The sequence below is a fragment of the Massilia cellulosiltytica genome (genome assembly GCF_047325105.1).
Taxonomy (GTDB): Bacteria; Pseudomonadota; Gammaproteobacteria; order Burkholderiales; family Burkholderiaceae_D; genus Telluria; species Telluria orientalis.
On record NZ_CP168562.1, the window covers coordinates 6,162,764 to 6,189,624 of the forward strand.

At 67.7% G+C, this 26,861-nt stretch carries 19 protein-coding genes; 9 read left to right on the top strand and 10 right to left on the bottom strand.

Annotated elements, in window-relative coordinates; all coding sequences use genetic code 11:
* Positions 1 to 2,625 carry a TonB-dependent receptor gene (locus ACEN9H_RS27010; RefSeq protein WP_413672725.1) on the bottom strand — a complete coding sequence of 875 codons (2,625 nt, stop codon included), beginning with the start codon at positions 2,623 to 2,625 and terminating at the stop codon, positions 1 to 3.
* A 144-nt stretch (positions 2,626 to 2,769) separates the two neighbouring features.
* The gene (locus tag ACEN9H_RS27015) at positions 2,770 to 2,970 is read right to left on the bottom strand and encodes a DUF2905 domain-containing protein (RefSeq protein ID WP_413672726.1); all 201 of its coding nucleotides are present in this window, start codon (positions 2,968 to 2,970) and stop codon (positions 2,770 to 2,772) included.
* A 123-nt stretch (positions 2,971 to 3,093) separates the two neighbouring features.
* On the opposite strand from ACEN9H_RS27015, the gene ACEN9H_RS27020 reads away from it, so the two are divergent.
* Positions 3,094 to 3,561: a host attachment protein gene (locus ACEN9H_RS27020; RefSeq protein WP_413672727.1), complete on the top strand. Its 468-nt coding sequence runs from the start codon at positions 3,094 to 3,096 to the stop codon at positions 3,559 to 3,561.
* A 1-nt stretch (position 3,562) separates the two neighbouring features.
* On the opposite strand, the gene ACEN9H_RS27025 is transcribed toward ACEN9H_RS27020, so the two are convergent.
* Entirely contained in the window at positions 3,563 to 5,170 is a 1,608-nt protein-coding gene (locus ACEN9H_RS27025) for a methyl-accepting chemotaxis protein (RefSeq protein WP_413672728.1), read from the bottom strand.
* A 260-nt stretch (positions 5,171 to 5,430) separates the two neighbouring features.
* A complete protein-coding gene (locus ACEN9H_RS27030) occupies positions 5,431 to 7,068 on the bottom strand; it encodes a methyl-accepting chemotaxis protein (RefSeq protein WP_413672729.1) in 1,638 nt (545 codons plus the stop codon).
* 265 nt (positions 7,069 to 7,333) lie between these two features.
* On the opposite strand from ACEN9H_RS27030, the gene ACEN9H_RS27035 reads away from it, so the two are divergent.
* The 3 genes from ACEN9H_RS27035 (at position 7,334) to ACEN9H_RS27045 (ending at position 12,223) form a co-directional block, all read left to right on the top strand.
* The gene (locus ACEN9H_RS27035; RefSeq protein ID WP_413672730.1) at positions 7,334 to 8,539 is read left to right on the top strand and encodes an ABC transporter substrate-binding protein; all 1,206 of its coding nucleotides are present in this window, start codon (positions 7,334 to 7,336) and stop codon (positions 8,537 to 8,539) included.
* 1 nt (position 8,540) lies between these two features.
* The gene (locus ACEN9H_RS27040) at positions 8,541 to 10,967 is read left to right on the top strand and encodes an ATP-binding protein (RefSeq protein ID WP_413672731.1); all 2,427 of its coding nucleotides are present in this window, start codon (positions 8,541 to 8,543) and stop codon (positions 10,965 to 10,967) included.
* Positions 10,968 to 11,296: 329 nt separating this feature from the next.
* Positions 11,297 to 12,223, top strand: coding sequence for a UV damage endonuclease UvsE (locus ACEN9H_RS27045; RefSeq protein WP_413672732.1), 927 nt, complete (start codon positions 11,297 to 11,299; stop codon positions 12,221 to 12,223).
* 57 nt (positions 12,224 to 12,280) lie between these two features.
* Here the strand turns inward: ACEN9H_RS27045 and ACEN9H_RS27050 are convergent, their stop codons facing one another.
* Positions 12,281 to 13,270 (bottom strand): aldo/keto reductase, encoded by a 990-nt coding sequence (locus ACEN9H_RS27050; protein WP_413672733.1) that lies wholly within the window; start codon positions 13,268 to 13,270, stop codon positions 12,281 to 12,283.
* A 201-nt stretch (positions 13,271 to 13,471) separates the two neighbouring features.
* On the opposite strand from ACEN9H_RS27050, the gene ACEN9H_RS27055 reads away from it, so the two are divergent.
* Both ACEN9H_RS27055 and ACEN9H_RS27060 read left to right on the top strand, forming a co-directional pair.
* The gene (locus ACEN9H_RS27055) at positions 13,472 to 14,401 is read left to right on the top strand and encodes a bestrophin family protein (RefSeq protein WP_413672734.1); all 930 of its coding nucleotides are present in this window, start codon (positions 13,472 to 13,474) and stop codon (positions 14,399 to 14,401) included.
* A 29-nt stretch (positions 14,402 to 14,430) separates the two neighbouring features.
* Positions 14,431 to 15,933: an acetyl-CoA hydrolase/transferase family protein gene (locus ACEN9H_RS27060; protein WP_413672735.1), complete on the top strand. Its 1,503-nt coding sequence runs from the start codon at positions 14,431 to 14,433 to the stop codon at positions 15,931 to 15,933.
* A gap of 15 nt (positions 15,934 to 15,948) precedes the next feature.
* Here ACEN9H_RS27060 and ACEN9H_RS27065 read toward each other — a convergent pair whose 3' ends face one another.
* The 3 genes from ACEN9H_RS27065 to ACEN9H_RS27075 form a co-directional block, all read right to left on the bottom strand.
* Positions 15,949 to 17,910 carry a sialate O-acetylesterase gene (locus ACEN9H_RS27065; RefSeq protein WP_413672736.1) on the bottom strand — a complete coding sequence of 654 codons (1,962 nt, stop codon included), beginning with the start codon at positions 17,908 to 17,910 and terminating at the stop codon, positions 15,949 to 15,951.
* 162 nt (positions 17,911 to 18,072) lie between these two features.
* Positions 18,073 to 18,711 (bottom strand): hypothetical protein, encoded by a 639-nt coding sequence (locus tag ACEN9H_RS27070; RefSeq protein ID WP_413672737.1) that lies wholly within the window; start codon positions 18,709 to 18,711, stop codon positions 18,073 to 18,075.
* 131 nt (positions 18,712 to 18,842) lie between these two features.
* Entirely contained in the window at positions 18,843 to 20,042 is a 1,200-nt protein-coding gene (locus ACEN9H_RS27075; protein ID WP_413672738.1) for a serine hydrolase domain-containing protein, read from the bottom strand.
* Between the two features lie 115 nt (positions 20,043 to 20,157).
* Between ACEN9H_RS27075 and ACEN9H_RS27080 the strand changes: the two genes are divergently transcribed.
* Both ACEN9H_RS27080 and ACEN9H_RS27085 read left to right on the top strand, forming a co-directional pair.
* Positions 20,158 to 21,144: an LLM class flavin-dependent oxidoreductase gene (locus ACEN9H_RS27080; protein ID WP_413672739.1), complete on the top strand. Its 987-nt coding sequence runs from the start codon at positions 20,158 to 20,160 to the stop codon at positions 21,142 to 21,144.
* Between the two features lie 116 nt (positions 21,145 to 21,260).
* Positions 21,261 to 21,527, top strand: a complete 267-nt coding sequence (locus ACEN9H_RS27085) for a hypothetical protein (RefSeq protein WP_413672740.1) — start codon at positions 21,261 to 21,263, stop codon at positions 21,525 to 21,527.
* A gap of 105 nt (positions 21,528 to 21,632) precedes the next feature.
* Here the strand turns inward: ACEN9H_RS27085 and ACEN9H_RS27090 are convergent, their stop codons facing one another.
* Complete coding sequence (locus ACEN9H_RS27090) at positions 21,633 to 22,223, bottom strand: isochorismatase family protein (RefSeq protein ID WP_056126835.1); 591 nt, start codon at positions 22,221 to 22,223, stop codon at positions 21,633 to 21,635.
* 81 nt (positions 22,224 to 22,304) lie between these two features.
* Here ACEN9H_RS27090 and ACEN9H_RS27095 point away from each other — a divergent pair, with 81 nt between their 5' ends.
* Positions 22,305 to 24,011, top strand: coding sequence for a M1 family metallopeptidase (locus ACEN9H_RS27095; RefSeq protein WP_413672741.1), 1,707 nt, complete (start codon positions 22,305 to 22,307; stop codon positions 24,009 to 24,011).
* Here ACEN9H_RS27095 and ACEN9H_RS27100 read toward each other — a convergent pair.
* Positions 24,003 to 26,768, bottom strand: coding sequence for a M16 family metallopeptidase (locus ACEN9H_RS27100; protein ID WP_413672742.1), 2,766 nt, complete (start codon positions 26,766 to 26,768; stop codon positions 24,003 to 24,005). The genes ACEN9H_RS27095 and ACEN9H_RS27100 overlap by 9 nt on opposite strands.
* Positions 26,769 to 26,861 lie beyond the last annotated feature (93 nt).

The following is a 26,861-nucleotide window of genomic DNA, read 5'->3' on the forward strand; positions in this document are numbered from 1 at the left end:
TCAGAGCTTGCCGCGCAGGCCGAGGTAGAAGGTGCGGCCGTTCGAGTAGAACGCACGCGGCTGGTCCTTGTTCTCGGCGTACATCTTGATCGTCTCATTGGTGAGGTTCAGCGCGTCGAACGTGACCGTCAGGTGCTCGTTGATCTTGAAGTTCACCGAGGCCGCCAGCGACGGCATCGCATCCACGTGCTGGCTCGCGCCGCGGTCGACGCCCGCCTTGTACGCCGAACGGTGGCTGTACGCGAGACGCGCGGAGAAACGGTCGTTCTCGTAGTAGCCCGTCACGTTGTACGTGTTCTTCGACGCGTTGAGCATCTCGCCGCCGCCATCCAGCTCGCCGTCCGCCCACGTGTAGTTGGTGAGCATGCCGAAGTTGTTCCACAGCGGCTGCTGCCAGGACAATTCGATGCCCTTGTTGGTGGCGGTCGTGTTGTACGGCGACGTGATCTGGTAGTCCGTGAACGCGCCGCGCTTGTTGTTGTAGTAGCTGCCCGTGCTCGTGCCCTGCGCGACGATGGAGCTGAAGTCCATGTAGAACAGGCCCGCCGACAGCATCGCCTTCGGCATGTAGTACCACTCGGCCGACAGGTCGTAGTTGACGGAGCGGATCGGATCCAGCTTGACGTTGCCGCCGCTGCCCGACAGCGCATCGTCGTTCAGCGACACGGAGCCGCCCAGCGCGCTGTAGTCGGGACGCGCCATCGTCTTGGCGATGCCGGCGCGGACGACGAGGTCGGAACGCACGTCGAACTTCACGTTCGCGCTCGGCAGGTAGTCGCGGTACTTGCGCTCGTACGTCGTCGGCGTGTACGGACCGAATGCGGAACCGGTGATCGGGTTCTGGCCGCCCGGCAGGTTCACGACGGTCGTCTGGCGCGTCTCGACGGCGCGCAGGCCGAAGTTGCCGCTCCAGCTGTCGCCGCCGATGTCGGCCATGCCGTAGACGGCCGCCGTCTTCTCGCCCACCTTGAATTCGTCGAGCCAGTTGTGGCGCAGGGTGAAATCCAGCAGGCGGTTGCCCGGCACCGCGCCCCAGGCGCCGAGGGCCGGACCGCTGTACTTGAAGTAGTTGTTGAAGACGCTGCCGCCGAGGTCCGAGCCGAAGTCGCCCGGGTACATCTCGCCGTTCCACACCGGTCCCGGATTGCTGAAACCGTTCGGGCCCGGGCGTGTTTCCAGCGGGTGCTCGGCGGTGCGCTTGTGGTCCGTCCAGCGCGCACCGAAGCGGACGCCCTGCAGCCACGGGTTGTCGCGCACGCGCCAGGTGCCGTCGACCTGCGCATACTTTTCCTTGTCGACCGACTGCGCCTCGCCGCCGCCCGCCCACGCCGTCGATCCCGGTTTCGTCGTGTTCCCGCCCGGGTAGCTGACGGTGGCCGGCGTCATGCCGTTCAGCGCATACATCATGCCGCCGTCGACGTTGTTCTGGTAGTAGACGTCGCCGTGGTCCCAGCCGATGCCGTGCGTACGGCCGATCTTGCCCGTGAAGCTCAGGTCCTCGTTGACGCGCCAGCGGCCGTTCAGGTCGATGTACCACGATTCGCCGCCCGCATCCGGACGGTAGATGTTGTCGACCTCGCCCGAGTTGCTGGAGAACGTCGCGCCAACGAGCGTGCCGTTGCGGATCACGGGGCTCGCCGGAATCAGGTTCGCGCTGTTGATCGAGTTCGCGGGCGCGGCCAGCCAGTTGGTGTTCTGGTGCGGCGCGCTCAGTTTCGAATAGAAGCCGTTCAGGTCGACGCCGAGGTCGCGCGTGGGTTTCGCCTCGATGTCGAAGGCGCCGCCTTCACGCTTCTTCTTTTGCTCGAAGAACGCGGCGCCGATGAAGGTCGGGACTTTCACGCCAGCCAGCGCCGGATTCGCGATGGCGGCGGCGCTCGTCGCGCTGATCGGCGTGTAGCCGAGGATCTCCTGGCCGTCGCGGCGCACGCTCTGCTTTTCCGAGAAGCCCTGCAGCAGCACGCCGAACGTATTGGTCGCGTTCTTCCAGCTCACGAGGGCCGACAGCTGCGGCTCGGTCTTTTTCGCAAGGTCGTTGTAGTTGGCCTGCACCGACGCTTCCACCGTCAGGGGCTGGCGGAAGTCGAGCGGACGGCGCGTGATCACGTTGATGGCGCCCGACACGCCCCCTTCGACGAGATCGGCGGTGGCGCTCTTCTGCACGACGATGGAACCGACGAGTTCCGACGGCAGCAGCGAAAAGCTCGACGAGCGGCCCACGTTGCCGCCGTACTGGTTCAGCACGAACCAGTCGCCCGTGCTGATCGCGTGGCCGTTGAACAGCGTCTGCTGCAGGCTGGGGCTCGTGCCGCGCAGGCTGACGCGGTCGTTCTCGCCGAAGCCGCCCTCGCCGCCCGCGGACGATTGCGTGTTCACGCCGGGCAGGCGCTGGATCGCGTCGGCCACGTTCTTGTCGGGCATCTTGCCGATGTCCTCGGCCGTCACCACCTCGACGACGGCGTCCGCGTTGCGTTTCTGGCGCAGCGACTGTTCCAGTGCCGCGCGCACGCCCGTCACGATCACGGTCTGCGCGTCCGGCGTGCCGCCGTCCTGCGCGCGCGCCTGTGCCGCGATGCCCATTACCAATATCGTCACCGCGCCCGCGATCGCGGTGGTCCGTCCCATCGACTGTCTCATGTGCTCTCCCAAAACTGTGGTAATCAAAGAACCTTGCCAGTTTCGAATTCGTGGACGCTGCAGCGTCTCTCGTCTTCGTATGGGGCGCATTGTCTCGTTGAAATTCCGACCGTGTTTGTCAAATCTTGCTAATCAGCGGCGGAAGAACCACAGCACGATCGAGACGACGATCGAGATGACGAGGCAGGTGACGATGGGGAAGTTGAAGGAAAAACCGTCGCGGACGACATGGATGTCGCCGGGCAGGCGGCCGAACGGGAACCGGCGCAGCCAGGGCCAGAGGAGCCCCGCGGCGAGCAGCACGAGGCCGAGAACGATGAGGAGTTTTTGCATGGCGCCAGTCTAGCGCCTTTCGTACTTCCCGAAAATCCTGGTTGGGATAGACTCTCCCTCAGCCTGTATGGCCCCGGTGGGGCCTACATCTTCAAATTTATTTTGGACAAAAAGGGGGAAAGCATGCCTACCACCTGGATCGTATCCGCCGACGCGGGCCGCGCCCGCATCTTCGCCGAATCGGACCCGAAGCAGCCGTACATCGAAGTCGAGGACATGGTCAGCGCCAACGCGCGCCTGCGCGACGCCGACATCAACACCGACCGGCTCGGCCCGACCTCGGCCGGCCAGAGCATCCACAACACGGGCGGCGCCACGCCGAACAAGCAATACCAGCCGGCGCAGACACCGGAACAGCACGACGCCGAGTTCTTTGCCAGGGACATCTGCAACTACCTGCTGAAGAGCTGGCAGGAGCAGCGCTTCCAGAAACTGGAACTGGTGGCCGAGCCGAAGTTCCTCGGCGTGCTGCGCGGCCAGCTGGACAACCAGCTCAAGCCGCTCGTCGACCTTGAACTGAACAAGGACTACAGCCATTTCAACGCGCACCAGCTGCGCGAACAGCTGCAGGCGCAGAAGTCCAAGTTCTGATTCAGGCCCGCGCCAGTGCCGGACGCGGCTGAGCGTCCGCTACTGGCCGCGTCGCCTGCGCCGGCCGCGGGCCCACACGGAACACGCCGACCGACGCCGCCAGGCGCTGCGCCTGTTCGTGCATCGTGCCGGCCGCGGCGGCGGCTTCCTCGACCAGCGCGGCGTTCTGCTGCGTCACCTGGTCCATCTGCGCCACCGCGACGTTGATCTGGCCGATGCCGGCCGTCTGTTCGGCACTGGCCGACGTGATCTCGCCCATGATGTCCGTCACGCGCCGCACGCTGTCGACGATCTCGCGCATCGTCGCGCCGGCCTGCCCCACGAGCCGCCCGCCCGTCTCCACGCGCTCGACCGAGCTCTCGATGAGTCCCTTGATCTCCTTCGCCGCGCCGGCCGAGCGCTGCGCGAGGTTGCGCACCTCGGACGCCACGACGGCGAACCCGCGCCCCTGCTCGCCCGCGCGCGCCGCCTCCACGGCCGCGTTGAGCGCGAGGATGTTGGTCTGGAACGCGATCCCGTCGATGACGCCGATGATCTCGGCAATACGGCGCGACGCGTCGCTGATGTCGCCCATCGTGCCGACCACGTCGTCGATGACCGCGCCGCCGCGCTCCGCCACGCCCCGCGCCGCCTCGGCCAGCGCATTGGCCTGACGCGCGTTGTCCGCGTTGTGCTTCACGGCCGACGTCAGTTCTTCCATCGATGCGGCCGTCTCTTCCAGCGACGACGCCTGCTGCTCGGTGCGCGCCGACAGGTCCTGGTTGCCGGCCGCGATCTGGCGCGAGGCCGTCGCGATCGTATCGGTGCCGCCGCGGACCTCGCCGACGATGTCCGCCAGCGATGCGTTCATCGCGCGCAGCGCGCCGAGCAGCTCGCCGATCTCGTCGTTGCGCTCGATGTGCACGGTTTGGGTGAGATCGCCGGCCGCCACGCTGCGTGCCACGCGCGAGGCTTCGGCCAGCGATGCGCCGATGCCGCGGATCAGCCACGTGGCGACGCCGGCACCGGCGAGCGCGCCGATGACGATCAGGGCGATCGCGAGATTGCGCGTGCGTTCGTAGCGTGCCAGCGCGGCGCCGTATTGCGCTTGCGCCACGTCCAGCTGCAATTGCACGAGCGCCTGCATGTTCTTTTGCGCCGGCAGATAGCGCGACGCCAGCGGCCCCTTGACCAGCTTCCGGACCTCGTCCGCATCGTTGGCACGCAGCGCGGCCATGGTCGGCTTCAGGCCTTCCCGGACGAACGCCAGGCGGCTCTCGATGAACGTCTGGGCCAGGACTTTTTCTTCCGGCGTCAGGTAGGTTGCCTTGTACCGGTCCCACAGCGTACTGATTTCCTGGATGCGTGCTTCGACTTCCGCGATCACGGAACCGTTGTCCGGCTCGGCCGCCAGCGCGGCGCTCGACAGGGCATTCTGGTTCTGCTGCATCAGCGACAGGATATGGCTGAGCTGGCTGAGGGGTATCAGGCGGTCGTTGTACACGGTGCCCAGCGCGGCATTCGTGGCGCCCTGGTTGACGAGGCCGACGACGCCCACGACGATAGAAACCGCACTCAACAGTACGGTCAGGAAGATGAGACGGGTCTTGATGCTGAAGTGTTTGAACATGGCGATGGCAGGCAGAAGCGACTGTTTGTAGGTATGGTGGCGCTACCAAACTGTAGAGCAGTTTAACGGCTACCGGTACTCATTTGTTGCCATCAGTCCACAAAATCACGCAATTTCCAGCTATCCGCACCAAGGCGGAGCGGGCATCACTATTCCGGTGCGGCAATGCGCACCAGGATGGCGCAAAATACACGTCCGTAAACGGCGGCGCCCGCCGCTGCCGGAAGGCAGAGCGGCGGGCGCGAAGCCGGCGTTCTCCCTTAAAAGCCTGTGCCGCGAGCAGCTGCCAGACGACGTGCGGCGAGTGCCGGCTGCGGCCGGGACGGCGTACGGGATGCAGCTGCGGCCGCATGGTCCAGCTTGAACGCGCTGACCGCCTCGGCCAGGCTGCGCGCCTGTTCCTGCATGGATTCCGTGGCCGCGGCGGCCTCCTCGACCAATGCCGCGTTCTGCTGCGTCACCTGGTCCATCTGCTGGATCGCGGCGCCGACCTGTTCGATGCCGGCGCTCTGCTCGCCCGACGCGGCCGAGATCTCGGCCATGATGTCCGAGACGCGGCGCACGCTGGCGACGACTTCCTGGATCGTCGTGCCGGCCTCGCCCACCAGGTGCGAGCCGGCGGCGACCTTCTCGACGGAGTCGCCGATGAGTTCCTTGATCTCCTTCGCCGCCCCGGCCGAGCGCTGGGCCAGCGTGCGCACCTCGTTCGCGACGACGGCGAAGCCGCGGCCCTGCTCGCCCGCGCGCGCCGCTTCCACGGCCGCGTTCAGGGCGAGGATATTCGTCTGGAACGCGATGCCGTCGATGACGCCGATGATGTCGACGATCTTCTTCGACGACGCGTCGATCGCGCCCATCGTTGCGACCACCTGCGCGACGACGTCGCCGCCGCGCACGGCCACGCTCGATGCCGACACGGCCATCTGGTTGCCCTGCCGGGCATTCTCCGCGTTCTGGCGCACGGTGCTCGTCAATTCTTCCATCGACGCCGCGCTTTCCTCCAGCGCGCTGGCCTGCTCCTCGGTGCGCGCCGACAGGTCGTGGTTACCGCTGGCCACCTCGACGGCGGCGGTGGCGATGGTGTCGGCGCCGCTGCGCACGCGCGTCACCAGCGCGTTCAGGTTCGCGTTCATGGTCTGCAGCGCGATCATCAGTTCGCCCGTCTCGTCGCGGCTCGCGACGTCGATGCGCGTCGTCAGGTCGCCCTGCGCGACGGCGTTGGCCACGGCCACCGCGCGCCGCAGCGGGCCGGTGATGCTGCGCGCAAGCCACCACGCCAGCGCCGCGCCCAGCAGCACGACCGCGATGCCGACGCCCACCAGCAGCAGGCGTCCGCTCGCCGCGATGCCCTCGACGCGCGCCTTGGCGTCGTCCACGCCCTTCTTCTGGTGTTCGGCCAGGTCGGCCGCCGCCGCTTCGTACGCCGCAAGCGCCGGATTCATGCCGGCATCGGCGGCGCGCTCGATGGCGGCCGCGTCGATGGTGCCGCTTTCCATGAGTGCGAACAGCTTCTTGCGCGCCGTCGTGTAGGCCTTGCGCCGCTCGCTGAGGGCCGCCATCAGCCGCTTGCCTTCGTTGCTCGCGACGAGGCGCTGCAAGTCCTCGTCGATGCGGCTGATCTCTTCGCTGTTCGCCTTCATCCTGGCGTTGATCCGCTCACGGTCCTGGGCGTCGATGGCACGCAGGCGCGCTTCGGTGAGGGCACGGTTGATGCGGGTGCTGGCCAGCCGGCGGTCGGCCAGGCGGGTCTTGCTGATCGACGCGTCCATGTCCGCGGTCGCGCCGACCACCTGCTGCAGGCGCAGTACGCCGACCACGGTCAGCATGGCCGACAGCGCGAGCACGGCGGCAAACGCGAGCCCGAGCCGGGCTCCGATTTTGAGACTCTGGATATGCATGTGTACCTCGACGGAAACGGTAATGCTGCGGATGCGCGCGGCGGGTCGTGGCGGCGGGCCGGAGCGGTGAAAGGGCGAGGATGGGGCCCGCACGTGCCGCGCCTGCGTGGGCGGAGACCGTGTCACGATTTAATGATACACGCCATATTTATTCACGGAACATTCAGTTGCGACACCGCAACGCTATTTCGTCGCAGAATGAGGTAAAGCCTGCCGGTATAACGTTAGAATTCCAGATTCCGCTCCGTCACATCAGCGATTGCCAATGTCCGCATCCCACTACCCCTCGTCGTCCCGCCGCCGGTTTCTCGCTGCCCTGTCGTTGCCCGGCATGCTGCTGCCGACGGCCCGCGCGGCCGCGCCGCGGCCCGTGCTGCTGGGGATCGACGGCGAATTCGGACTGGACAATTCGACATCGGCCCAGGCCGTCGAGCTGGGCATGCGCGCGGCCATCGCCGAGATCAACGCAGCGGGCGGCGTGCTGCACGGCCGGCCCTTGCAGGTCGTGACGAAAGATCATCGTTCGATCCCGGCGCGCGGCATCCGCAACATCCAGGAGTTCGCGGCGATGCCCGATCTCGTGGCGGTGTTCGGCGGCCGCTTCAGCCCCGTCGTCATCGAGGAGCTGCCGACGCTGCGCGCGACGCACACCTTGTTCATGGCGCCGTGGTCGTCGGCCGACATCATCGTCGACAACGAGATGCGTCCGAACTACGTGTACCGCCTGTCGCTGCGCGATTCGCTGGCCATGCCGAAGCTGCTGCAGACGGCGCAGCGGCGCGGCCTCGACCGCATCGGCCTGCTGCTGACCAACACGTCCTGGGGCCGCAGCAATGCCCAGGCGGCGGCCCGCGCGGCCGAGAAGCTGCCCGCGCTGAAGCTCGTCGGTACCTCGTGGTACAACTGGCGCGACACGAGCCTCGTCGACAACTACCAGCACCTGCGCGCGGCCGGCGCCCAGGCCATCGTCCTCGTCGCCAACGACGACGAGGCGGCGATCCTCGTGCGCGAAGTGGCCGCGCTGCCGAAAGCGCAACGCCTGCCGATCCTGAGCCACTGGGGCGTGACGGGCGGCGAATTCGCGGCCCAGGCGGGACCGGCGCTGCAGCAGGTCGACCTGTCCGTGATCCAGACCTTCAGCTTCTTCCGCGCCGACCCGGCGCGCGTCAAGCGCTTCCTCGCCAGCGCGGCGCAGGTGTCGAAGGTGCGCCGCATCGAGGACATCAAGGGTCCCGTGGGCGCCGCGCACGCCTACGACCTCACGCACATCCTGGCGCTCGCGATCGACCGCGCCGGCAGCACCGACCGCAAGGCCGTGCGCGACGCGCTCGAGCGTCTCGGCACGGTCCACGGCCTCGTCAAGACGTATGCGCCGCCGTTCACGCCTGCCCGCCACGAAGCGCTCGGCCCGGACGACCTGCTGCTTGCGCGCTACCGCGCGGACGGCGTCCTGGTGCCTGCGGGCGACTGACATGATCGACGCATCCGCCCCGGCCAGCCTCGCGCGCCGCTTCGCGCACGCGGCCGCGATCCTGACGGCGGCCGCCGTGCTGCTCATCGCCGGCGTCTCGTTCTGGCTGATCGACCACCAGCGCGCGCAGGCCAACGCCCTGCTGCAGGAGCGCGAAGTCGCGTTCCACGCCACGACCGTCGGCCACAACCTGGAAGCGGTCGTCACGCGCCTGCACGAAGTGGGGACGAGCCCGATCCTGGCCACGGCGCTCGTCGACAGCGCCGGCAAGGAAACCTACCTGACGCCGTTCCTGCACGGCCTGCGCCAGATGAACGGCATTCCGCTGCGCCTGCTGTTCACGGATTTCGAGGGCAAGGAAATCGCGGACAACGGGGTGCCCGGCTTCACGGACGCCGACATGGCGTGGCTGCGCGCGCGTCTGGAAAATGGCGACGACCGGGCCACCTTGCAGACCGGTCCTGACGGCGGGGAGCTGCTCGGCGTCGTGCTGCTGCGCTACCAGCGCACGCGCACGCCGGAAGGCGCCCTGGTGTACAAGGTGCGGCTGGCCGACCTGAAGCCCACGTCGTGGTCCGTGCTCGCGCCCGCACCGGTGGGCCGGAAGGCGGCGGTGCCGCACGAGATCGCGGCACCCGTGCCGCTGCCGCCGCGCCTGGCCCACGTGGGCCTCGTGCTGCGCGAGGACGAGCGCCGCCTGCCGCTGCCGCTCGAGACGTCGGGGCCGCAGTACCTCCTGATCCTGGTCGTGGCCTGCCTGCTTGCGCTGGTGGTGTTCATCCTCGCGGCGCGGCTGGCGCACGGCCTCACGCGCGACCTGCGCCGCCTGGAGACGTTCTCCGCCAGCCTGGGCGACGACATCGGCACCCAACGCGCGCCGCTCGAGGGCTCGCGCGAAGTCGTCAGCCTGGCGCGCGCGCTCAACCGCATGCTCGACCGCCTGTACGAACAGCGCGCGCGCCTGGAAGAAGAACGCCGCAAGTTCCTGCAGCTCGCGAACAACATCCCGCAGCTCGTGTGGATGGCCGACCCGGAAGGCAACATCGTCTGGTTCAACGACCGCTGGCACGAATTCACGGGCAGCCCGCCGGGGAGCGCGGGCGCCGCCGAGTGGCACCGCTACCACGATCCCGAAGTGCTGCCGCAGGTGATGCGGCGCTGGAAGGAAGCCCTCGCCAGCGGCAACATGGCGCAGATGACCTTCCCGCTGCGCGGCGCGGACGGCCGCTACCGCAGCTTCTTCACGTCGGTGGCGCCGCTGCGCGACGAGGCCGGCCAGATCGTCCAGTGGTTCGGCACGTGCACCGACGTCACCCCGCTGGAACGGGCGGAACGCGCCGTGCGCTACAGCGAGGAGCGCCTGCAGCAGGGCCTCGTCGCCGCCCGCATGGCCGTGTGGGAGCGCGATCCGCACAGCGGCCAGGTCAGCTTCTCGGCCAACCTGCACAGCGTGTTCGGCAAGAGCTGGCACAACATCGCCGAGCTGCAGAAGCTCGTCCATCCGGACGACCGCCAGCCCTTGCGCGACACGGTCGAACAGGCCATCCGTGCCGGCGGCGAATACCGCGCCACGCCGCGCGTGCGCCGCGCCGACGACGGCCGCCTCGCGTGGATCGACATGCGCGGCCGCCTCGGCCTCGGCGCCGACGGCCGCAGCACCGTCGTGCACGTCGTCGCGATCGACATCACGGAGCGCAAGCGCGCGGAAGAAGCGCTGCAGCTCGCGGACCGGCGCAAGGACGAATTCCTCGCCATGCTGGCGCACGAACTGCGCAACCCGCTGGCGCCGATTTCCAGCGCGGCCGACATGCTGCGCCTGGCCTATGCGGGCGAGCCGCGCGTGAAGCAGATCAGCGACATCATCGCGCGCCAGGTCGCGCACATGCGCCACATCGTGAACGACCTGCTGGACGTCTCGCGCGTCACGCGCGGCCTCGTCGCCGTGGCCAGGCAGCCGATCGACCTGCGCCGCGTCGTCGCGGAGGCCGCCGAACAGGTCCGCCCGCTCGTCGACGCGCGCCGCCACCGCCTCGACGTCGCGCTCGGCGAAGCGCCCGTGATGGTGGACGGCGACCACACGCGCCTCGTGCAGGTGGTCGCGAACCTGCTCACCAATGCCGCCAAGTACACGCCGGAGGGCGGCCACATCGAAGTCGAACTGGAAGCCGCCGACGGCCAGGCCTTCCTGGCCGTGCGCGACAACGGCAACGGCATCGGTCCCGACCTGCTGCCCGTCGTGTTCGACCTGTTCACGCAAGCCTCGCGCACGCTCGACCGCGCCCAGGGCGGCCTGGGCCTGGGCCTCGCCCTGGTGCGCAAGCTCGTCGAACTGCACGGCGGCCAGGTCGACGCCGCCAGCGCCGGACCGGGGCGCGGCAGCACGTTCACGGTGACGCTGCCGCTGCTGCCGGTCACCGAACCCGCCTGAAAAATTCGGGGTCAGAGCACATTTTTTCCCAAATTCGGGGTCAGAGCACATTTCGCAGCAATGTCTCCGAAGCAGCCAACGCCTCATTTCATTGCTGCCGAGTGACCTGCCTGAAGCAGGACGGCGCTGCGATCACTGGACCGTTTAGCTGCCGAACAATTTCTCAAAAAAGTGCTCTGACCCCGAATTGCGCCGAAAATGTGCTCTGACCCCGAATTGCGGCTGAACCGCGTTTGACCCGCCGCTGATGGGTTTCTGCGCCGCATTGGTTTGACGGCATGGGTGGATCGGGGGACCATGGCCCCAACGTCAACGCTCCTGCTTCGTCCATGCCCGTCTCGTCCCCACCCCAGCTCGGCCTGGTCTGCATCACCGTCTCGAAGGACATCCGCTACCGCACCGTGACGCGCAAGCGCCTGCTGGAGCAGTCGGACGACGGCCAGCGCAAGCTGCTCGACGACATCTACCGCGACAACCTGCAGACGCTGGACGGCGCGCTGCAATACTGCCGCCGCAACGGCATCCGCCTGTACCGCATGCCGTCGTCGATCTTCCCGTTCTTCGACGAGGACATCGGCCGCGCCGTGATGCAGCCCCTCGTGCCCGCGCTCGCGCGCACGGGCCGGCGCGCGACGGAACTCGGCCTGCGCCTCGTGATGCATCCGGACCAGTTCGTCGTGCTCAGTTCCGACTCGCCCGACGTCGTCGCCAACAGCGTCAAGATCCTGCAGATGCACGCCGACATCATGGACCTGCTGGAGCAACCGCGCTCGCCGTGGGCGTTGCTCGAGATCCACGGCGGCAAGGCGAACCGCAGCGGCGCGCTCGTCGAGCGCATCCGTGCGCTGCCCGACGCGATCCGCCTGCGCCTGTGCCTGGAGAACGATGAATATTCATACGGCGCGGACGAGATCCACGACGTGTGCATGCGCGCCGGCGTGCCGATGGTGTTCGACGCGCACCACCACATCGTGCACGACAAGCTGGCCAGCTACGACGACCCGAGCGTGGCCGCGATGCTCGCCGCGGCGCGCGCGACGTGGCCCGTGCCGGCGCACCAGGTCGTCCACATCTCGAACGGGCGCGACGGGTTCAACGATCGCCAGCATTCGGACCTGATCACGACGATGCCGGCGGCGTATGCGGAGGCGCCGTGGATCGAGGTCGAGGCGAAGTCGAAGGAAGAGGCGATCGGTGGATTACAGGGTTGGCTCCGACCCGTCGACCCCGCGAAGGCGGGGTCTGATTGTTCATGAGCTGTCGAAACGCATGCAAACCTGGTCCCCGCCTCCGCGGGGACGACGTTGTGTTGCTTAGCGGTTCACCGCGCCCATCGCCCCTTCCGGATACCGCGTCCCCGCCGCCGCCCCGCGCGGAAAGATCGCTTCCAGCTCGGTCAACTGCGCCGGCCCGAGGTCGATGTCGACGGCCTCCACGTTCTCATCGAGGTAGGCGCGGCGCTTGGTGCCGGGAACGGGCACGATGTCCGGCCCCTGGGCCAGCACCCACGCGAGCGCCAGCTGGCCCGGCGTGCAGCCCGCCTCGCGCGCCAGTTCGCGCACCTTGTCGACGAGCGCGATGTTCTGCGCGAAGTTCGCGCCCTGGAAACGCGGGCTGTTGCGGCGGTAGTCGTCCGGCGCGAAATCGTCCGGCGTACGGATCTCGCCCGTGAGGAAGCCGCGGCCCAGCGGGCTGTATGGCACGAAGCCGATGCCGTGGCGGCGGCACGCATCGAGCACGCCATCCTCGGGGTCGCGCGTCCATAACGAGTACTCGCTCTGCAGCGCCGTCACCGGATGCACTTTCACGGCGCGTTCGATCGTCTGTACGGACGCCTCGGACAAGCCCACGTGGCGCACCTTCCCGGCGCGGACGAGGTCCGCCAGCGCGCCCATCGTGTCCTCGATGGGCGTGGCCGGGTCCACGCGGTGCTGGTAATACAGGTCGATCGTGTCGATGCCGAGCCGCCTGAGGCTCCCCTCGCAGGCGGCGCGTACGTACTCGGGGCGGCCGGAGACGCTGAAATCGCCCGGACTCTCGGGCGTTCTTTTGACGCCGAACTTGGTGGCGATGACGAGTCCCTCGCGCCGCCCGCGGATCGCACGGCCCAGCAAGACCTCGTTCGTGTGCGGGCCGTACATGTCGGCCGTGTCGAACAGCGTGACGCCCAGGTCGATGGCGCGCTGGATCGTCGCGATGGATTCGGCGTCGTCGCGGTTGGCGTAGAAATCGCTCATGCCCATGCAGCCCAGGCCGATGGCCGAGACGTGCAATCCTTCATTGCCCAGCTGACGTGTCTTCATGATGGTCTCCGTGCGATCGATGGGCGTGACGATAGCCGTTTCGCAGCAACGGCGGCACACGAAAGGTTTATGATCATGCAAGCATTCACATCGTTCATGACGGACATGGGGAATGTGAATTGGGAGTTTCCGAGTGTGAAGTCCAGAATAGACGACCATGCCTCTTATGCACTTCATGGATGACCGGGCCTGGAGGCGGACGTGATCGTCCGCGACCGCCCATCGGCCCTGCGGCTGTTCTTCATCATGCGCGGCTCGATCCTGCCGCGCATCTGGATGCACCTCGCGGTCAGTACGCTGCTGGCGGTCGTCGTCACGTGGACCGACGGCCAGTTCGGCCACCACAAGCTGCATTTCACGACGACGCCGTTCACGCTGATGGCGCTCCCCCTCGCGATCTTCCTCGGCTTCCGTAACAACGCGGCCTATGACCGCTACTGGGAAGGCCGCAAGCAGTGGGGAGAACTGATACTGCGCAGCCGCAGCCTCGCGCGCCAGTGCCTGTCGCTCGTCGCGCCCGGCCATCCGGCCGCAGACGATCCCCACCTGCGCATCATTCGCCGCGCCATCGCGTACGCGCATGCGCTGCGCCACCGGCTGCGCGGCGACACCGGCGGCAGTGCCGACGTCGCGCCGTGGATCGCACCAGCCGAATGGGAACGCGTGCGCACGCAATCGAACGTCCCGTACGCGCTGATGCTCGAGATGGGCGCCGACCTCGGAGAATGCCTGCGCACGGGCCGCCTGGACGCCTGCCTCGCACCGTCCATCGATACGAGCTTCTCGGCGATGACGGCGGTGGCCGCATCCTGCGAACGTATCCGCGGCACGCCGATCCCGTTTTCGTACACGCTGCTGCTGCACCGCACGGCGTACCTGTATTGCTTCCTGCTGCCGTTCGGCCTCGTGGACACGATCGGCTACCTGACGCCCCTCGTCTCGGCCATCGTGGCCTACACCTTCTTCGGCCTGGACGCCCTCGGCGACGAACTCGAGGAACCCTTCCGCGCGTCCGACAACGGCCTGCCGCTCGAGGCCCTGTGCCGCACGATCGAGATCGACCTGCGCACCGCCCTGGGCGACCGCGACCTGCCTCCCCCGCTGCTGCCGGAGAACTACCGGCTCAGCTAGTTCCACCCCGACGTAGACCCGAGAAAGACATGAAGACAGAATACCTGGACCGTATCCGCTGCGCCTCGCTGCGCGGCCGCGTCACCAGTGCGCACGAGGCCGCGCGCTGGATCAAGGACGGCATGACCGTCGGCATGAGCGGCTTCACCCGCGCCGGCGACGTCAAGCTCGTGCCGGCCGCGCTGGCCGAGCGCGCCCGCACGGAGCCGTTGAAGATCACGCTGATGACGGGCGCCTCGCTCGGCAACGACACCGACAAACGCCTCACCGAAGCGGGCGCGCTGGCGCGCCGCTTGCCGTTCCAGGTGGACCCCGTGCTGCGCGCGGCGATCAACCGCGGCGAGGTGATGTACATCGACCAGCACCTGTCCGAGACCGTCGAACAGCTGCGCAGCCGCCACATCGCCCCGGTCGACGTGGCCATCGTGGAAGCGGTGGCGATCACGGAAGACGGCGCCGTCGTGCCCACGACCTCCGTCGGCAACAGCGCCAGCTTCGCGATCCTGGCCGACAAGGTGATCGTCGAGATCAACCTCGCCCAGTCGGCCGGCCTGGAAGGCCTGCACGACATCTGGATTCCGAAGAAGCGCCCGTTGCGCGAACCGATCCCGATCATGTCGGCCGACGACCGCGCCGGCACGCCGTGGATCGCCATCCCGCCCGAGAAGATCGTCGCGATCGTGCTGTCCGACCAGCCGGATTCGACGTCGTCCGTGCTGCCGGCCGATAGCGAGACGGCCGCCATCGCGGGCCACCTGATCCGCTTCTTCGAACGGGAAATCGAGGCGGGCCGCCTGACGAAGGAACTGCTGCCGCTGCAGGCCGGCATCGGCACGATCGCCAACGCGGTGCTGGCCGGCTTTGCCGAGAGCCCGTTCGAGCGCCTGACGATGTATTCGGAAGTGCTGCAGGATTCGACGTTCGACCTGTTCGACGCGGGCAAGCTGGATTTCGCGTCCGGCTCGTCGATCACGCTGTCGCCGGAAAAGAGCCGGCAGGTGTTCCGCGACTTCGGCCGCTACCGCGACAAGCTCGTGCTGCGCCCGCAGGAAGTGTCCAACCACCCGGAAGTGATCCGCCGCCTCGGCATCATCGCCATCAACACGGCGCTGGAAGCGGACATCTACGGGAACATCAATTCGACGCACGTGCTGGGCACGCACATGATGAACGGGATCGGCGGCTCGGGCGACTTCGCGCGCAACGCCTATCTGTCGATCTTCGCGACCAAGGCCACGGCCAAGGGCGGCAAGGTGTCGTCGATCGTGCCGATGGTGACGCACGTCGACCACACGGAGCACGACGTCGACATCATCGTCACGGAACTGGGCCTCGCCGACCTGCGCGGCCTCGCGCCGCGCGAGCGGGCCGAGGTCATCATCGAACAGTGCACGGCCGAACCGTACAAATCGATGCTGCGCGCCTACGTCGCCGAAGCGCAGCAGCGCGGCGGCCAGACGCCGCACGTGCTGGAGCAGGCGTACGCGTGGCACACCCGCTACAGCAAGACCGGCGCTATGCTCGAGGCTTGAACTTTCAGCGCACCGTCAGCGCACCTCGAGCTGGAACGGCGCGGCCGGCAGGTCGTCCGCGCCGAACAGGTTCACGAACGGCGCGTCGGCCCACGCGTAGCGCACGCGCGTGACGTCCGGCGTGCCGGCGCCGGCCAGGACGACGGTGTCGCCGGCCACGCGCGCATCGGCATAGCGGCACGTCGTGCCCGCGCACACCTCGAACGCGTTGGCGCGGTCGGACGAATACGTCGCCAGGCCGCCGCCCGTGTCCTTGAACGTCACGACGATGTCGCCGCCCTTGCGCTGTGCCGACACGGCCGTCGGGCTGCCGGGGATCGTTTTCTCGCCATACGCGACGGCGCGGGCCGCGCGCGCGAGGCGCTCGCCGACGAGCGTCTTCTGGGTCGGGTGGATGTCGAAACGGTCGCCCACGTCGATCGTGACGGCCAGGCCCGCGTGCGGGTCGTTCGCCACCGCGGCCGCCTGCGCGTCGCGCAGCTCGGCCCAGCCGGACTGGCCCGGCACTTTCGCCGGCGATCCATACGACGTCAGTTGGACGACGAAGAACGGGAGCGTCGGCTGGCCGAAGCGCTGGCGCCAGTCGCGCATCAAGAGCGGCAGCAACGTGCGGTATTCCTGCGCCGCGCCGGCGTTCGATTCGCCCTGGTACCACGCGGCCAGCTTGAACTTATAGCCGACCAGCGGCGCGATCATGCCGTTGTACAGCGTGGTCAGGCTCGTCGGCACGGACCACGCCGCCGGCGGCACCGACTGGCCTTTCATGGCGCCGCCGCGCTGGACCTTCCATGCGGCCGGCAGCGGGATCGCCTGGCCGTCCGCGAGGCCGATGCTGCGCTTGTCCACCGGTCCCGACAGGCCGCCGCCCTGCCCGCCGCTCAGCACGCGCATGGCGATCACGTTGCGGCCCGGCTTGAACACGCCGGCCGGCACATCGTAGTCGCGCCAGATCCATCCCGTGCTGACGCCGCCCACGCGCACGCCGTTGACCCACGTCGTGTCGTACGTGTCGACGGGACCCAGGTGCACCGCGTTCGCGGCCTTGGCCTGCGCTTCCGTCAGGGTGATCGTCGTGCGGTACCACGCGACGCCGTCGAAGTCCTTGAAGCCGGCCACGCCGCTGTCCTTCCACGATCCGGTCGGCGTGACGGTGGGCCACGCGCTGTCGTCGAAGTCCGGCGCGATCCACGCTCGCTGCGCGGCCGCCGCCGGGTCGTGCGCCGTCCACCAGGCCTCGTTGCGGGCGTCCTCGGCGCGCATGCCGGCAACCGGATCGGCGCCGTACTGTTTGACGGCGTCGACGCCGGCCGTGTAGTCGCTCACAGTACGCAGCGACTCGCCACCGATCCAGCCCTGGATCGTCGTGCCGCCCCAGCTGGCATTGACGAAGCCGACCGGGATCTTGTAGCTGCCCTGCAGCGAGCGCGCCATGTAGTAGCACACGGCGGACGCATCGCCGATGGTGTCCGGCCCCGCGATTTTCCATGCGACCGGGCCCTTGAGCTCATCCTGCGGCGCGGCCGTGCTGTTCTTCTCCACGTTCAGGAAGCGGATCTTGTCGTTGGCCGCCGTCATCGTGGTCGACCACGCGTTGGTCGAGTTGTGCACGGCAAATTCCATGTTCGACTGGCCCGAGCACAGGTAGACGTCGCCGACGAGGATGTCGGCGCGGCTGACGGTCTGGCCGCCCGCGGCGACCGTGAGCGTGTACGGTCCGCCCGCCGGCTGCGGCGGCAATTGCGCCTTCCACTTGCCGCGGGCATCCGCGGTGCCGGTCACGGTGCGTCCGCCCAGCGTGACGCTCACCTTGCTGCCGGCGCCGGCCGTGCCCCACACGGCGATCGGCTGGTCGCGCTGCAGGACCGCGTGGTCGGCAAAAATACGGGCCAGGCCCAGGTCGGCCGCCTGCCCCGGCAGGCAGGCGCTTGCCGCCGCGAGCGCCAGCAGGCGCGCCGCGATGCGTGTTGTCTCCATCATGATTCCTCGTCGTTGTTGAATGTTTGCGCAACCATTTTTAGGGAAACCATGTTATACCAAGGCTGGGACGGCCGCACGCGTTGTTTGCATTGGGCAAAAAAAAACCAGCCCGCAGGCTGGTGTTGCGCGAAACACGGCGCCGCGGGCGCCGCATCGGGCCCATCAGTAGCCGCGGCTACCGGTGCCCTGGCTGCCACTGGTCGTGCTGGAGCTGGTGCCGGTGCCCGCTGCGCCCGTGCCGGTCGCGCTGGTGCCCGTGCCCGAACCGGAGCCCGTGCCGCTCATGCCGCTCGAACCGGACAGGCCGGTGCCGCTGGCGCCGGTGCTGCCGCTCATGCCGCTGGTGCCCGACGACCCGGAACCGGTGGTGCCGGTGGCGCCGCTCGAACCTGATGAGCCGGTGCCGGTACCGGTCGGCGGCGTGGTCGTGCCGCTGCCGGTGCCCATGCTGCCGCCGGTGCCGGTACCCGAGCCGCCCGACGTGCCGCTGCCGCCGCTGGTGCCGGTGCCGGTGCCCATGCTACCCGACGAACCGGAGGTGCCCTGGGTATCCTGGCTGCCGCTCGACGACGAACCGCTGCTGGAGGAACCGCTGGTGCCGCTCGAACCGCTGCTCGAGCTGCTCTTCTTATGGTGTTTCTTCTTCGTGTGTTTCTTGGTGGTCGAGCTGCCCGACGTCGACTGATCCTGCGCGGTCGCGCTGCTGCCCGTCGACGAACCGGTCTGCGCCTGCGCGTTGACCGTACCGAACATCGCCACCGAGACGGCAGCACCCAGCAGGCCCTTCAGTAACTTATTCATTTTCATATCGCTCTCCTCAGAGAATGGATTTGGGGCAAAAAAAACTCTGCAATATCAAGAAGATACTGTGGAGGCGGAGTTTAAAGAGATCGCCGTGAAGGGTGCGCGCGTTAGCCTCGCGGAAACAAAAATCAGTGCGCCCCAGCTGCCTGCGCCGCAAGCGTGCCCATCCGCGTGTACAGGTCGAGGATGTTGCTCTTGTCGTCCGGATAGACGCGGTTCGACAAGAACACGTAGAACGACTTCGACTGCGGATCGACCCACAGGATGCAGCCCGTGAAGCCGGTGTGGCCATAGCTGCCGACCGGGTACACGGTGCCGCGCGGGCGCTTCGCGTACGGCGAATCGATGTCCATGCCGAGGCCGCGCCTGGCCAGGCCTGGGGGCGATTGCACCGTCGTCAGCAGGCGTACGCTGTCCGGGCTCAGGATGCGCACGCCGTCCAGCACCCCGCCCGCCAGCAGCATGCGGGCGTAGCGCGCCACGTCGCCGACGGTCGTGAACACACCGGCCGAGCCCGCCACACCGCCCATGCGGCGCACCGTCGGATCGTGCACGACGCCGCGCAGGAGCTCGCCCGGCGTGAGGTCGCCATGCGCGCCTTTCCCGTCCGCGCTGCCCACCTGGGTCGGCGCGATCGTCTCGACGTCGACCCGGCGCAGCGGCAGGTAGCCCGTGTCGCGCATCCCCAACGGCGCGTAGATGTGCGACTGCGCGTAATCGTCCAGCGGCGTGCCCGTGACCTTTTCGACGACCTGGCCCAGCAGCACGTAATTGACGTCGGAATAGCGGAAGAACGTACCGGGCGGGTGCGTAACAACCTGGTCGCACGCGAGCTTGTGCGCGGCCGCGCGGCCTTTCCATGCAGGCACGGCCGGCAGCCCGGCGGGCAAGCCCGAGCTGTGCGTGAGCAATTGCCGGATCGTGATCGTTTCCTTGCCGCCGCCCGCGCATTCGGGGAAATATTTGACGAGCCTGTCATCCAGGCCGATGCGCCCCTGCTCGGCCAGGATCAGCACCGACGGCGCCGTCGCGAGCACTTTCGTCAGGGACGCGGCGTCGAATGTCGTCGCCGTCGTGACGACCGGCGCATCCCGTTCGTAGGTCAGGCGGCCGTAGGCGCGTTCGTAGACGGCGTCCTCGTGCTCCAGGTGGAATACGGCGCCGGGCAACTTGCGGGCGTCGATAGCGCCCTCGATGGCGGCGTCGATCTGGGGAAAGCGGCGCACGTCCAGCCGTGGGACATCGGCCGCGGGCACGCTCGGTACACGGGCAGGCAAGGTGCAGCCGGCAGCGAGCACGGCGATGCAGGGAAGCAGGTAAATACGCATGTTGAGCAAACGGAGATGCCGTGGAGACATTGTTCAACAGGCCATCATATGCCGTTCCGGACCGTGGCGCACGCGAAAAATTCGATCGGCGTATCATGAGGCGATGAATGCACCGATGATTCCTTTCTCGATACTCGACCTCGCCCCGATCACCGAAGGCAGCGACGCTGCCGAATCGTTCCGCCGCACGCTCGACCTCGCGCAGCACGGCGAACGCTGGGGTTACCACCGCTTCTGGCTCGCCGAACACCACGGCATGCCGGGCATCGCCAGTGCGGCGACGGCGGTGCTGATCGCCCACGTGGGCAACGGCACCTCCACCATCCGCCTCGGCGCCGGTGGCATCATGCTGCCGAACCATTCCCCGCTCGTCATCGCCGAACAGTTCGGCACGCTCGAATCGCTGTTCCCGGGCCGCATCGACCTGGGCCTCGGCCGCGCGCCCGGTTCCGACCACGCGACGGCCCGCGCGCTGCGCCGCAATCTCGCCTCCGACGCGGACGAATTCCCGCAGGACGTCGTGGAACTGATGGATTATTTTGCGGACGCCCCGCGCCGCCACGTGCGCGCGGTGCCGGGTGCCGGCCTCAAGGTGCCCGTGTGGATCCTCGGCTCCAGCCTGTTCGGCGCGCAGCTGGCGGCGATGCTGGGCCTGCCGTACGCGTTCGCGTCGCACTTCGCGCCCCAGATGATGATGCAGGCCATCGAGATCTACCGCGCCAACTTCCGCCCCTCGGCCCAGCTCGACAAGCCGTACGTGATGCTCGGCTTTAACGTGTTCGCCGCCGAGACCGATGCGGAAGCCCAGTGGCGCGCGACGTCCATGCAACAGGCGTTCGTCAACCTGCGCAGCGGCCATCCGACGCGTCTGAAACCGCCCGTCGAAGGCTATCTCGACCTGCTCGGCCCGGCGGAACGCGGCATGCTCGACGGCGTGCTGTCGTGCTCGGCGATCGGCTCGCCCGAGACCGTCGAACGGCAGCTCAGGGACTTCATCGTGCGCACCGGCGCGGACGAGCTGATGATCACGTCGCAGATCTACGACCACGCGGCGCGGTTGCGCTCGTACGAGATCGCGGCGGAGATCCGTCGCAAGGGCTAGCCAACATTACAGTCGGCCGCAACGGTGATCTGGCGAACATTCAACCGGCGCGGCTGCAGCGACACTGTCATCCATGGACGGCATCCAGCCGTTGATTGCATCACCATGGAGGACTTATGAACACCAAACTGATCGCCGCAACCCTGATGCTCTCGCTCGCCTCGACAGGCGCCGCCTATGCCAAACCCAGCTGCGCGAAAGGTGCCATCGTCGGTGGCGTCGGCGGGCATATGGCCGGCAAGCATGGCTTGCTGGGCGCTGCCGCCGGCTGCGCCATCGGCCACCACATGGCCAAGAAGCAGGAGAAGGAGCAGCAGCGGCAGGCGCAAGTGCAAGCACAGCAGCAGGCCGCCAGCAGCCAGCAGCCGGCGCCGCGCAAATAAGCCCGCTGCCGAAAAACCGTCGTTCCCGCGCAGGCGGGAACCCAATTTGTTCGATCTGCTGGCAAAACTTGGATCCCCGCCTGCGCGGGGACGACGTCGGGTGCGTCAGGCGTCCCCCGTCCCCGCCTGCAACGCGTCGATCACATGGCGCGTCGAGCGCACCTTGCCCATGACGGGGAAGATGCGCCCGCAGGCGAACGCGTGCGCGTCCGCCGCCATGCTGCTCATCGCATCCTCGACGAAGACGAGCTCATAGCCGCGGTCGAACGCGGCGCGCGCCGTCGACTCGACGCCGAAGTTGGTGGCGATGCCCCCGAGGACGATCGTCTTGATGTGGCGCCGGCGCAGCAGCTGGTCCAGTTCCGTGCCGTAGAAGGCGCCCCACTGGCGCTTCGTCACGACGATGTCCTGCGCCTGCACCTGCGCGTCCGGCGCCAGCAGCGACGCATCCGGCGGCGGCGCGGGCGTGCCGGGTTTGCGCAGCGGGGCGTCGGCCGGCGGCAGTTGCATCTGGTCGACAAGCACGCGCACGAAGATCACCATGCCGCCGCGGTCGCGCATTTCGCCCGACAGCAGCACGCAGTTGCCCACCACCTGCTCGGCCGTGTACGGGGCCAGGTCGCGTTTCACATTACTGTTCTGCAAATCGATCAGCACCAGGGCGGTGCGGCCGATATCGATGTCCAGGTCGATCATGTAAAGTCCTCCTCGCCACGCAGTATCCACCGGCAGGCGATTTGGTGGCGCCGGTTTCCGCTGTGCTAAATTCCCTGCATCATGCAAAGAACCGCCATCGCCGCCTTGTGCGCGCTGCTCGCCGGCTGCGCCAGCCAGCCCGCCCTCACCGACTACACCGTCAACTCGGGCGCGCAGCGTAGTCGCGCGCAGCAGGCGCTGTCGTTCGACCATGCCGACCTGAGCCTGCGCATCGACCCGGACAGCCGCAGCCTGCGCGGCGACGCGACGCTCACGTTCAGCGCCGGCGCGGCGCTGGACAGCATCGAACTCGACCTGGACCGCAACCTGCCCATCGACGCCATCATGGTCGACGGCCAGCCGCTCGCGGCCGACCGGTGGCGCAATCCGGACGGCAAGCTGACGATCGCGCTGCCGCAGCGGCTGGAACCGGGCCGCCAGGTCAGGGTGCGCGTGACGTACCACGGCGAACCGCACGTGGCCAAGCGCGCGCCTTGGGACGGCGGCTTCGTGTGGGCGCGCACGCCGGACGGCAAGCCGTGGGTCGCGAGCGCCGTCGAAGGCGAAGGCTGCGACCTGTTCTGGCCGTGCATCGACCATCCGATGGGCAAGCCGAAGGTCGTCGACGAACACATCACCGTGCCCGCGCCGCTCGTGGCCGCGGGCAATGGCGTGGCCATGGGCATGACGGAAGCGAACGGCTGGCGCACGTGGCACTGGCGCGCAAAGTACCCGAGCACCTACGGCATCGCCATCAACGTGGGGCCGTACGAGGTGCTGTCCGGCGAGTACCGCAGCCGCTACGGCAATACGATCCCGCTGCGGTTCTGGTACCTGCCGCAGAACAAGGCGCATGCGCAAGACCTGTTCTCGGAATTCCCGAAGATGCTGGATTTCTTCGAATCGACGATCGGTCCCTACCCGTTCGCCGACGAGAAAATGGGTGTCGTCGAAACGCCGCACAAGGGCATGGAACACCAGACCATCAATGCCTACGGCAACAAATACGTCAAGACGCCGTACGGCTACGACGACCTGCTGCAGCACGAATTCGCCCACGAATGGTTCGGCAACCAGCTCACGAATGCCGACTGGGACGACATGTGGCTGCACGAGGGCCTCGGCTCCTACATGCAGCCGCTGTACATGCAATACCTGCACGGCGACCAGGAATATTTCGCCGCGCTGATGCAGCAACGCGCGGGCATCCGCAACAAGGCGCCGCTCGTGTCCGGCAAGCACAAGCGCGAGGAAGACGTCTACGACCTCAAGCGCGGCGGTCCCGGCGGCGACATCTATTCGAAAGGCTCGCTCGTGCTGCACACCTTGCGCGGCCTGATCGGCGACGACGCCTTCTTCCGCGCCGTGCGCGAACTCGTGTACGGCACACCCGACCCACGTCCCGGCAATTTCTTGCCGCGCTATGCGACGACGCCGGACTTCATCGCCATCGTCCAGCGCGCGAGCGGACGCGACCTCGGCTGGTTCTTCCAGGCCTATATGTACCAGGCCGCGCTGCCCGAGCTCGTGGCCACGCGCCGCGGCGACACGCTGGACCTCGCGTGGAAGACGGCCGCACCTACCCCGTTCCCGATGCCGCTCGACGTGCGCGTGGACGGGCGCATCGTCACCCTGCCGATGGCGGATGGACACGGCAGCATCGCGCTGCCGCCGTACGCGACCGTCACGCTCGATCCGCATTCGAAGATTCTGCGGCGCGAGAAGCGCTTCGAGGTGTTCCAGCGCTACCAGGAACGCACGCAGAAGCAGGCGAAACCGCTAGGGTAATGCCTTGCCGTCGACGTCGATCCGGCGTACTTGTCCCAGGTTCAGCGCGCGGATAGTCGCCTCGATCTTGCTCATGTCGCCGACGACGATCCACACGGGTTGCCGCGGCAGCACCACGCGCGCCGCGAGCGCGTTCAGCTGCGCGGGCGTGACGGCCAGCGCCGTCGCCGTGTACGTGTTGTAGTAATCCTCGGGCAGGCCGTATTGCAGGATCGTCGCGTAGGCATTGCTGAGCTGGCTGACCGTCTCGAACGAACCGGGCAGGCCCAGCGTCTCATTCGCCTGCGCATCCTGCAGTTCGCGCGGCGTAACGGGGCGGGCGCCGCCCAGCTCGGCGTATTGGCGCGCCAGCTCGCGCAGCGCGTCGGCCGTTTTATCGGTCTGGACCGGTGAATCGCTGACCAGGATGCGCTGCCCGCGCGCCGCGACGAGCGACGAGCCGACGCCATACGACCAGTGTTTATCTTCCCGCAAATCCATGTTCAGGCGCGAACTGAACGTGCCGCCGAACACATCGTTGAGCAGGTTCAGCGCGACGGCATCCGGCGTATTGCGCGGCGGCGCCAGCTGGGCGCCGACGATGTCGCTCTGCAGCGCGCCCGGACGGTCGATCAGGTAGATCGTCGTGCCGGCCGGCTGGTCGACCCTGGCGATGTCGTGCGCAGGCAAGGTGCCGGCCTGCCACGCGCCGAACGCGTGCTCCAGCAGGGGTGTCAGTTCGGCCAGGGTCGTGTCGCCGACGACGAGCAGGGTCGCGTTGTTCGGCTTGAACCACCTGCCGTGATAGCCCTCGAGATCGGCACGCGTCATGCGCGCCACCGCGGCTTCCGTGCCGGTGCCCGTCAGCGGCAGGGAATACGGATGGCCGGGGCCGTACAGCAGCGGCGGCAGCACGCGCAAGGCCATCAGGCGCGGCACCGTCTGCTCGCGCTGGATCGCGGCCAGCCGCGTCTTGCGCACGCGCTCGAAATCGGCCTGCGGAAAGGCCGGACGCAGCGCGAGGTCGGCGTACAGCCCCAGCGCCTGCGCCAGCGTCGGCTTGAGCACGTTCATGTTGACGAACGCGCCGTCGAGGTTGATCGATGTGCCGAACGATGCGCCCAACGCTTCCAGTTCGCGGCTGATCTGCAGTGCGCTGCGCGACGTCGTCCCCTCTTCCAGCATGCGCAAGGTGAGGCTCGCGAGGCCCGGCAGTGCCTGCGAGTCGGACGCGAAGCCGCCACCCAGCATCAGCGACAAGTTGATCACGGGCGCGCCGTGGCGCTCGGCCAGCACGACGTTCATGCCATTGGACAGCGTCGTCTTCTGCATGGGCGGCAGGGTCAAGGTTTCCGGATGGCCGGCCGGCGGGCCCTTGCTGCGGTCCACCGTGGACGCCCCCGCCGCGAGCCCGGCCGGGAATGGATCGACCTCCAGCACATAGTCGCCGTCGGCCAGCCAGTCGAGCATCGCCTTGCAGACCGCCGCCGGCGTCGCGTCCTTGATGCGCTGCAGGTACAGTTTGTAGCAGTCCGGATTGCCCGTGTACGTGGCGCAGCGCGCCAGCACGTCGCTCTTGCCGCCGAAGCCGCCCACGCGCTCGACGGCGCGCGCGTGCTGCGCGAGGATCGTCGTCTGCGCAAGCCGCAGTTCGGCGGCCGTCGGGCCGGATTTCATCAGCGCGCGCAATTCCTCGTCGGCCAATGTTTCCATGCGCGCGACGTCGGCCGCAGGCGCTCCCGGCTTCGCAGTCAGGTTGATGCCGAACTGGCCGGCGATTTCGTTCGAATCGTTGCCGGTGCCGACCGACGTCGCCAACTGTTCCTTGACGACGAGGCGCTGGTACAACCGCGACGTCTTGCCGCCGCCCAGCACCTGCGCGGCGAGGTCGAGCAGCGGTTCCTCCAGCGTATCGGCGCCGGGCACGTTCCACAGGCGGTAGATGCGGGCCTGCGGCACGCGGTCCTGGACCTGGCCCCGGTGCGTGCCGCTGCGCTTCGCGACCCACGCCTGCTGGTGGGCCTGCGGCGGGCCGGGCGGAATGTCGCCGTAGTATTTTTCGACCTTCTCGCGGGCCTGCTGCGGCGTGATGTCGCCGGCCAGCACGAGCACGACGTTGTTCGGGCCGTAATGCCCCTTGAACCAGTCGGTGACGTCCGTCATCGATGCGGCGTCGAGGTCGGCCATCGCCCCGATCACGGTCCACGAATACGGGTGGTTGGCCGGCCATGTGTTCTCCGTGACGATCTGCTCGACGATGCCGTACGGCTGGTTCTCGCGCTGCCGTTTCTCGTTCTGGACGACGCCGCGCTGCAGGTCGAGCTTCTTCTGGTCGAGCACGTTCAACAGGTGTCCCATGCGGTCGCTCTCGGCGAACAGCGCATAGTCGAGCATCGAGGTCGGCACGGTCTCGAAGTAATTCGTGCGGTCCTTGTTCGTCGTGCCGTTCAGGTCGGTGGCGCCGATGCCTTCCAGTGCCGACAGGAACGTCTTATTAAAATTGGCGCTGCCGGAAAACATCAGGTGCTCGAACAGGTGCGCGAAGCCCGTCTTGCCGGGCCTTTCGTTCTTCGAGCCCACGTGATACCACGTGTTGACGGCCACGACGGGCGATTTGTGGTCTTCGTGAACGATCACCGTCAGACCGTTCTTCAGGACAAATTTCGAGTACGGAATATCGGGGATCGGAATATCGATACCGGCGTCGCGTGCGGGTGCGGGCGCGGGCGCGGCCAATACAAGCATCAGTACCAACGACGAAACGAGGGCGAAGCGCATGCGGGTCTCCTGATGGGATGGACTGCCGCGCCCATTCTAAGCCAGGAAATGTTGCAGGGCTTGTCGTCCTGGACTGACAAGCAGTCCGGACAC

Coding starts and splice junctions, on each gene's coding strand:
- ACEN9H_RS27045 (WP_413672732.1), top strand. CDS start 11,297: ATGCCCGTCTCGTCCCCACCCCAGCTCGGCCTGGTCTGCATCACCGTC.
- ACEN9H_RS27080 (WP_413672739.1), top strand. CDS start 20,158: ATGATTCCTTTCTCGATACTCGACCTCGCCCCGATCACCGAAGGCAGC.
- ACEN9H_RS27065 (WP_413672736.1), bottom strand. CDS start 17,910: ATGATGGAGACAACACGCATCGCGGCGCGCCTGCTGGCGCTCGCGGCG.
- ACEN9H_RS27035 (WP_413672730.1), top strand. CDS start 7,334: ATGTCCGCATCCCACTACCCCTCGTCGTCCCGCCGCCGGTTTCTCGCT.
- ACEN9H_RS27015 (WP_413672726.1), bottom strand. CDS start 2,970: ATGCAAAAACTCCTCATCGTTCTCGGCCTCGTGCTGCTCGCCGCGGGG.
- ACEN9H_RS27010 (WP_413672725.1), bottom strand. CDS start 2,625: ATGGGACGGACCACCGCGATCGCGGGCGCGGTGACGATATTGGTAATG.
- ACEN9H_RS27090 (WP_056126835.1), bottom strand. CDS start 22,223: ATGATCGACCTGGACATCGATATCGGCCGCACCGCCCTGGTGCTGATC.
- ACEN9H_RS27100 (WP_413672742.1), bottom strand. CDS start 26,768: ATGCGCTTCGCCCTCGTTTCGTCGTTGGTACTGATGCTTGTATTGGCC.
- ACEN9H_RS27020 (WP_413672727.1), top strand. CDS start 3,094: ATGCCTACCACCTGGATCGTATCCGCCGACGCGGGCCGCGCCCGCATC.
- ACEN9H_RS27085 (WP_413672740.1), top strand. CDS start 21,261: ATGAACACCAAACTGATCGCCGCAACCCTGATGCTCTCGCTCGCCTCG.
- ACEN9H_RS27075 (WP_413672738.1), bottom strand. CDS start 20,042: ATGCGTATTTACCTGCTTCCCTGCATCGCCGTGCTCGCTGCCGGCTGC.
- ACEN9H_RS27095 (WP_413672741.1), top strand. CDS start 22,305: ATGCAAAGAACCGCCATCGCCGCCTTGTGCGCGCTGCTCGCCGGCTGC.
- ACEN9H_RS27040 (WP_413672731.1), top strand. CDS start 8,541: ATGATCGACGCATCCGCCCCGGCCAGCCTCGCGCGCCGCTTCGCGCAC.
- ACEN9H_RS27030 (WP_413672729.1), bottom strand. CDS start 7,068: ATGCATATCCAGAGTCTCAAAATCGGAGCCCGGCTCGGGCTCGCGTTT.
- ACEN9H_RS27050 (WP_413672733.1), bottom strand. CDS start 13,270: ATGAAGACACGTCAGCTGGGCAATGAAGGATTGCACGTCTCGGCCATC.
- ACEN9H_RS27070 (WP_413672737.1), bottom strand. CDS start 18,711: ATGAATAAGTTACTGAAGGGCCTGCTGGGTGCTGCCGTCTCGGTGGCG.
- ACEN9H_RS27060 (WP_413672735.1), top strand. CDS start 14,431: ATGAAGACAGAATACCTGGACCGTATCCGCTGCGCCTCGCTGCGCGGC.
- ACEN9H_RS27025 (WP_413672728.1), bottom strand. CDS start 5,170: ATGTTCAAACACTTCAGCATCAAGACCCGTCTCATCTTCCTGACCGTA.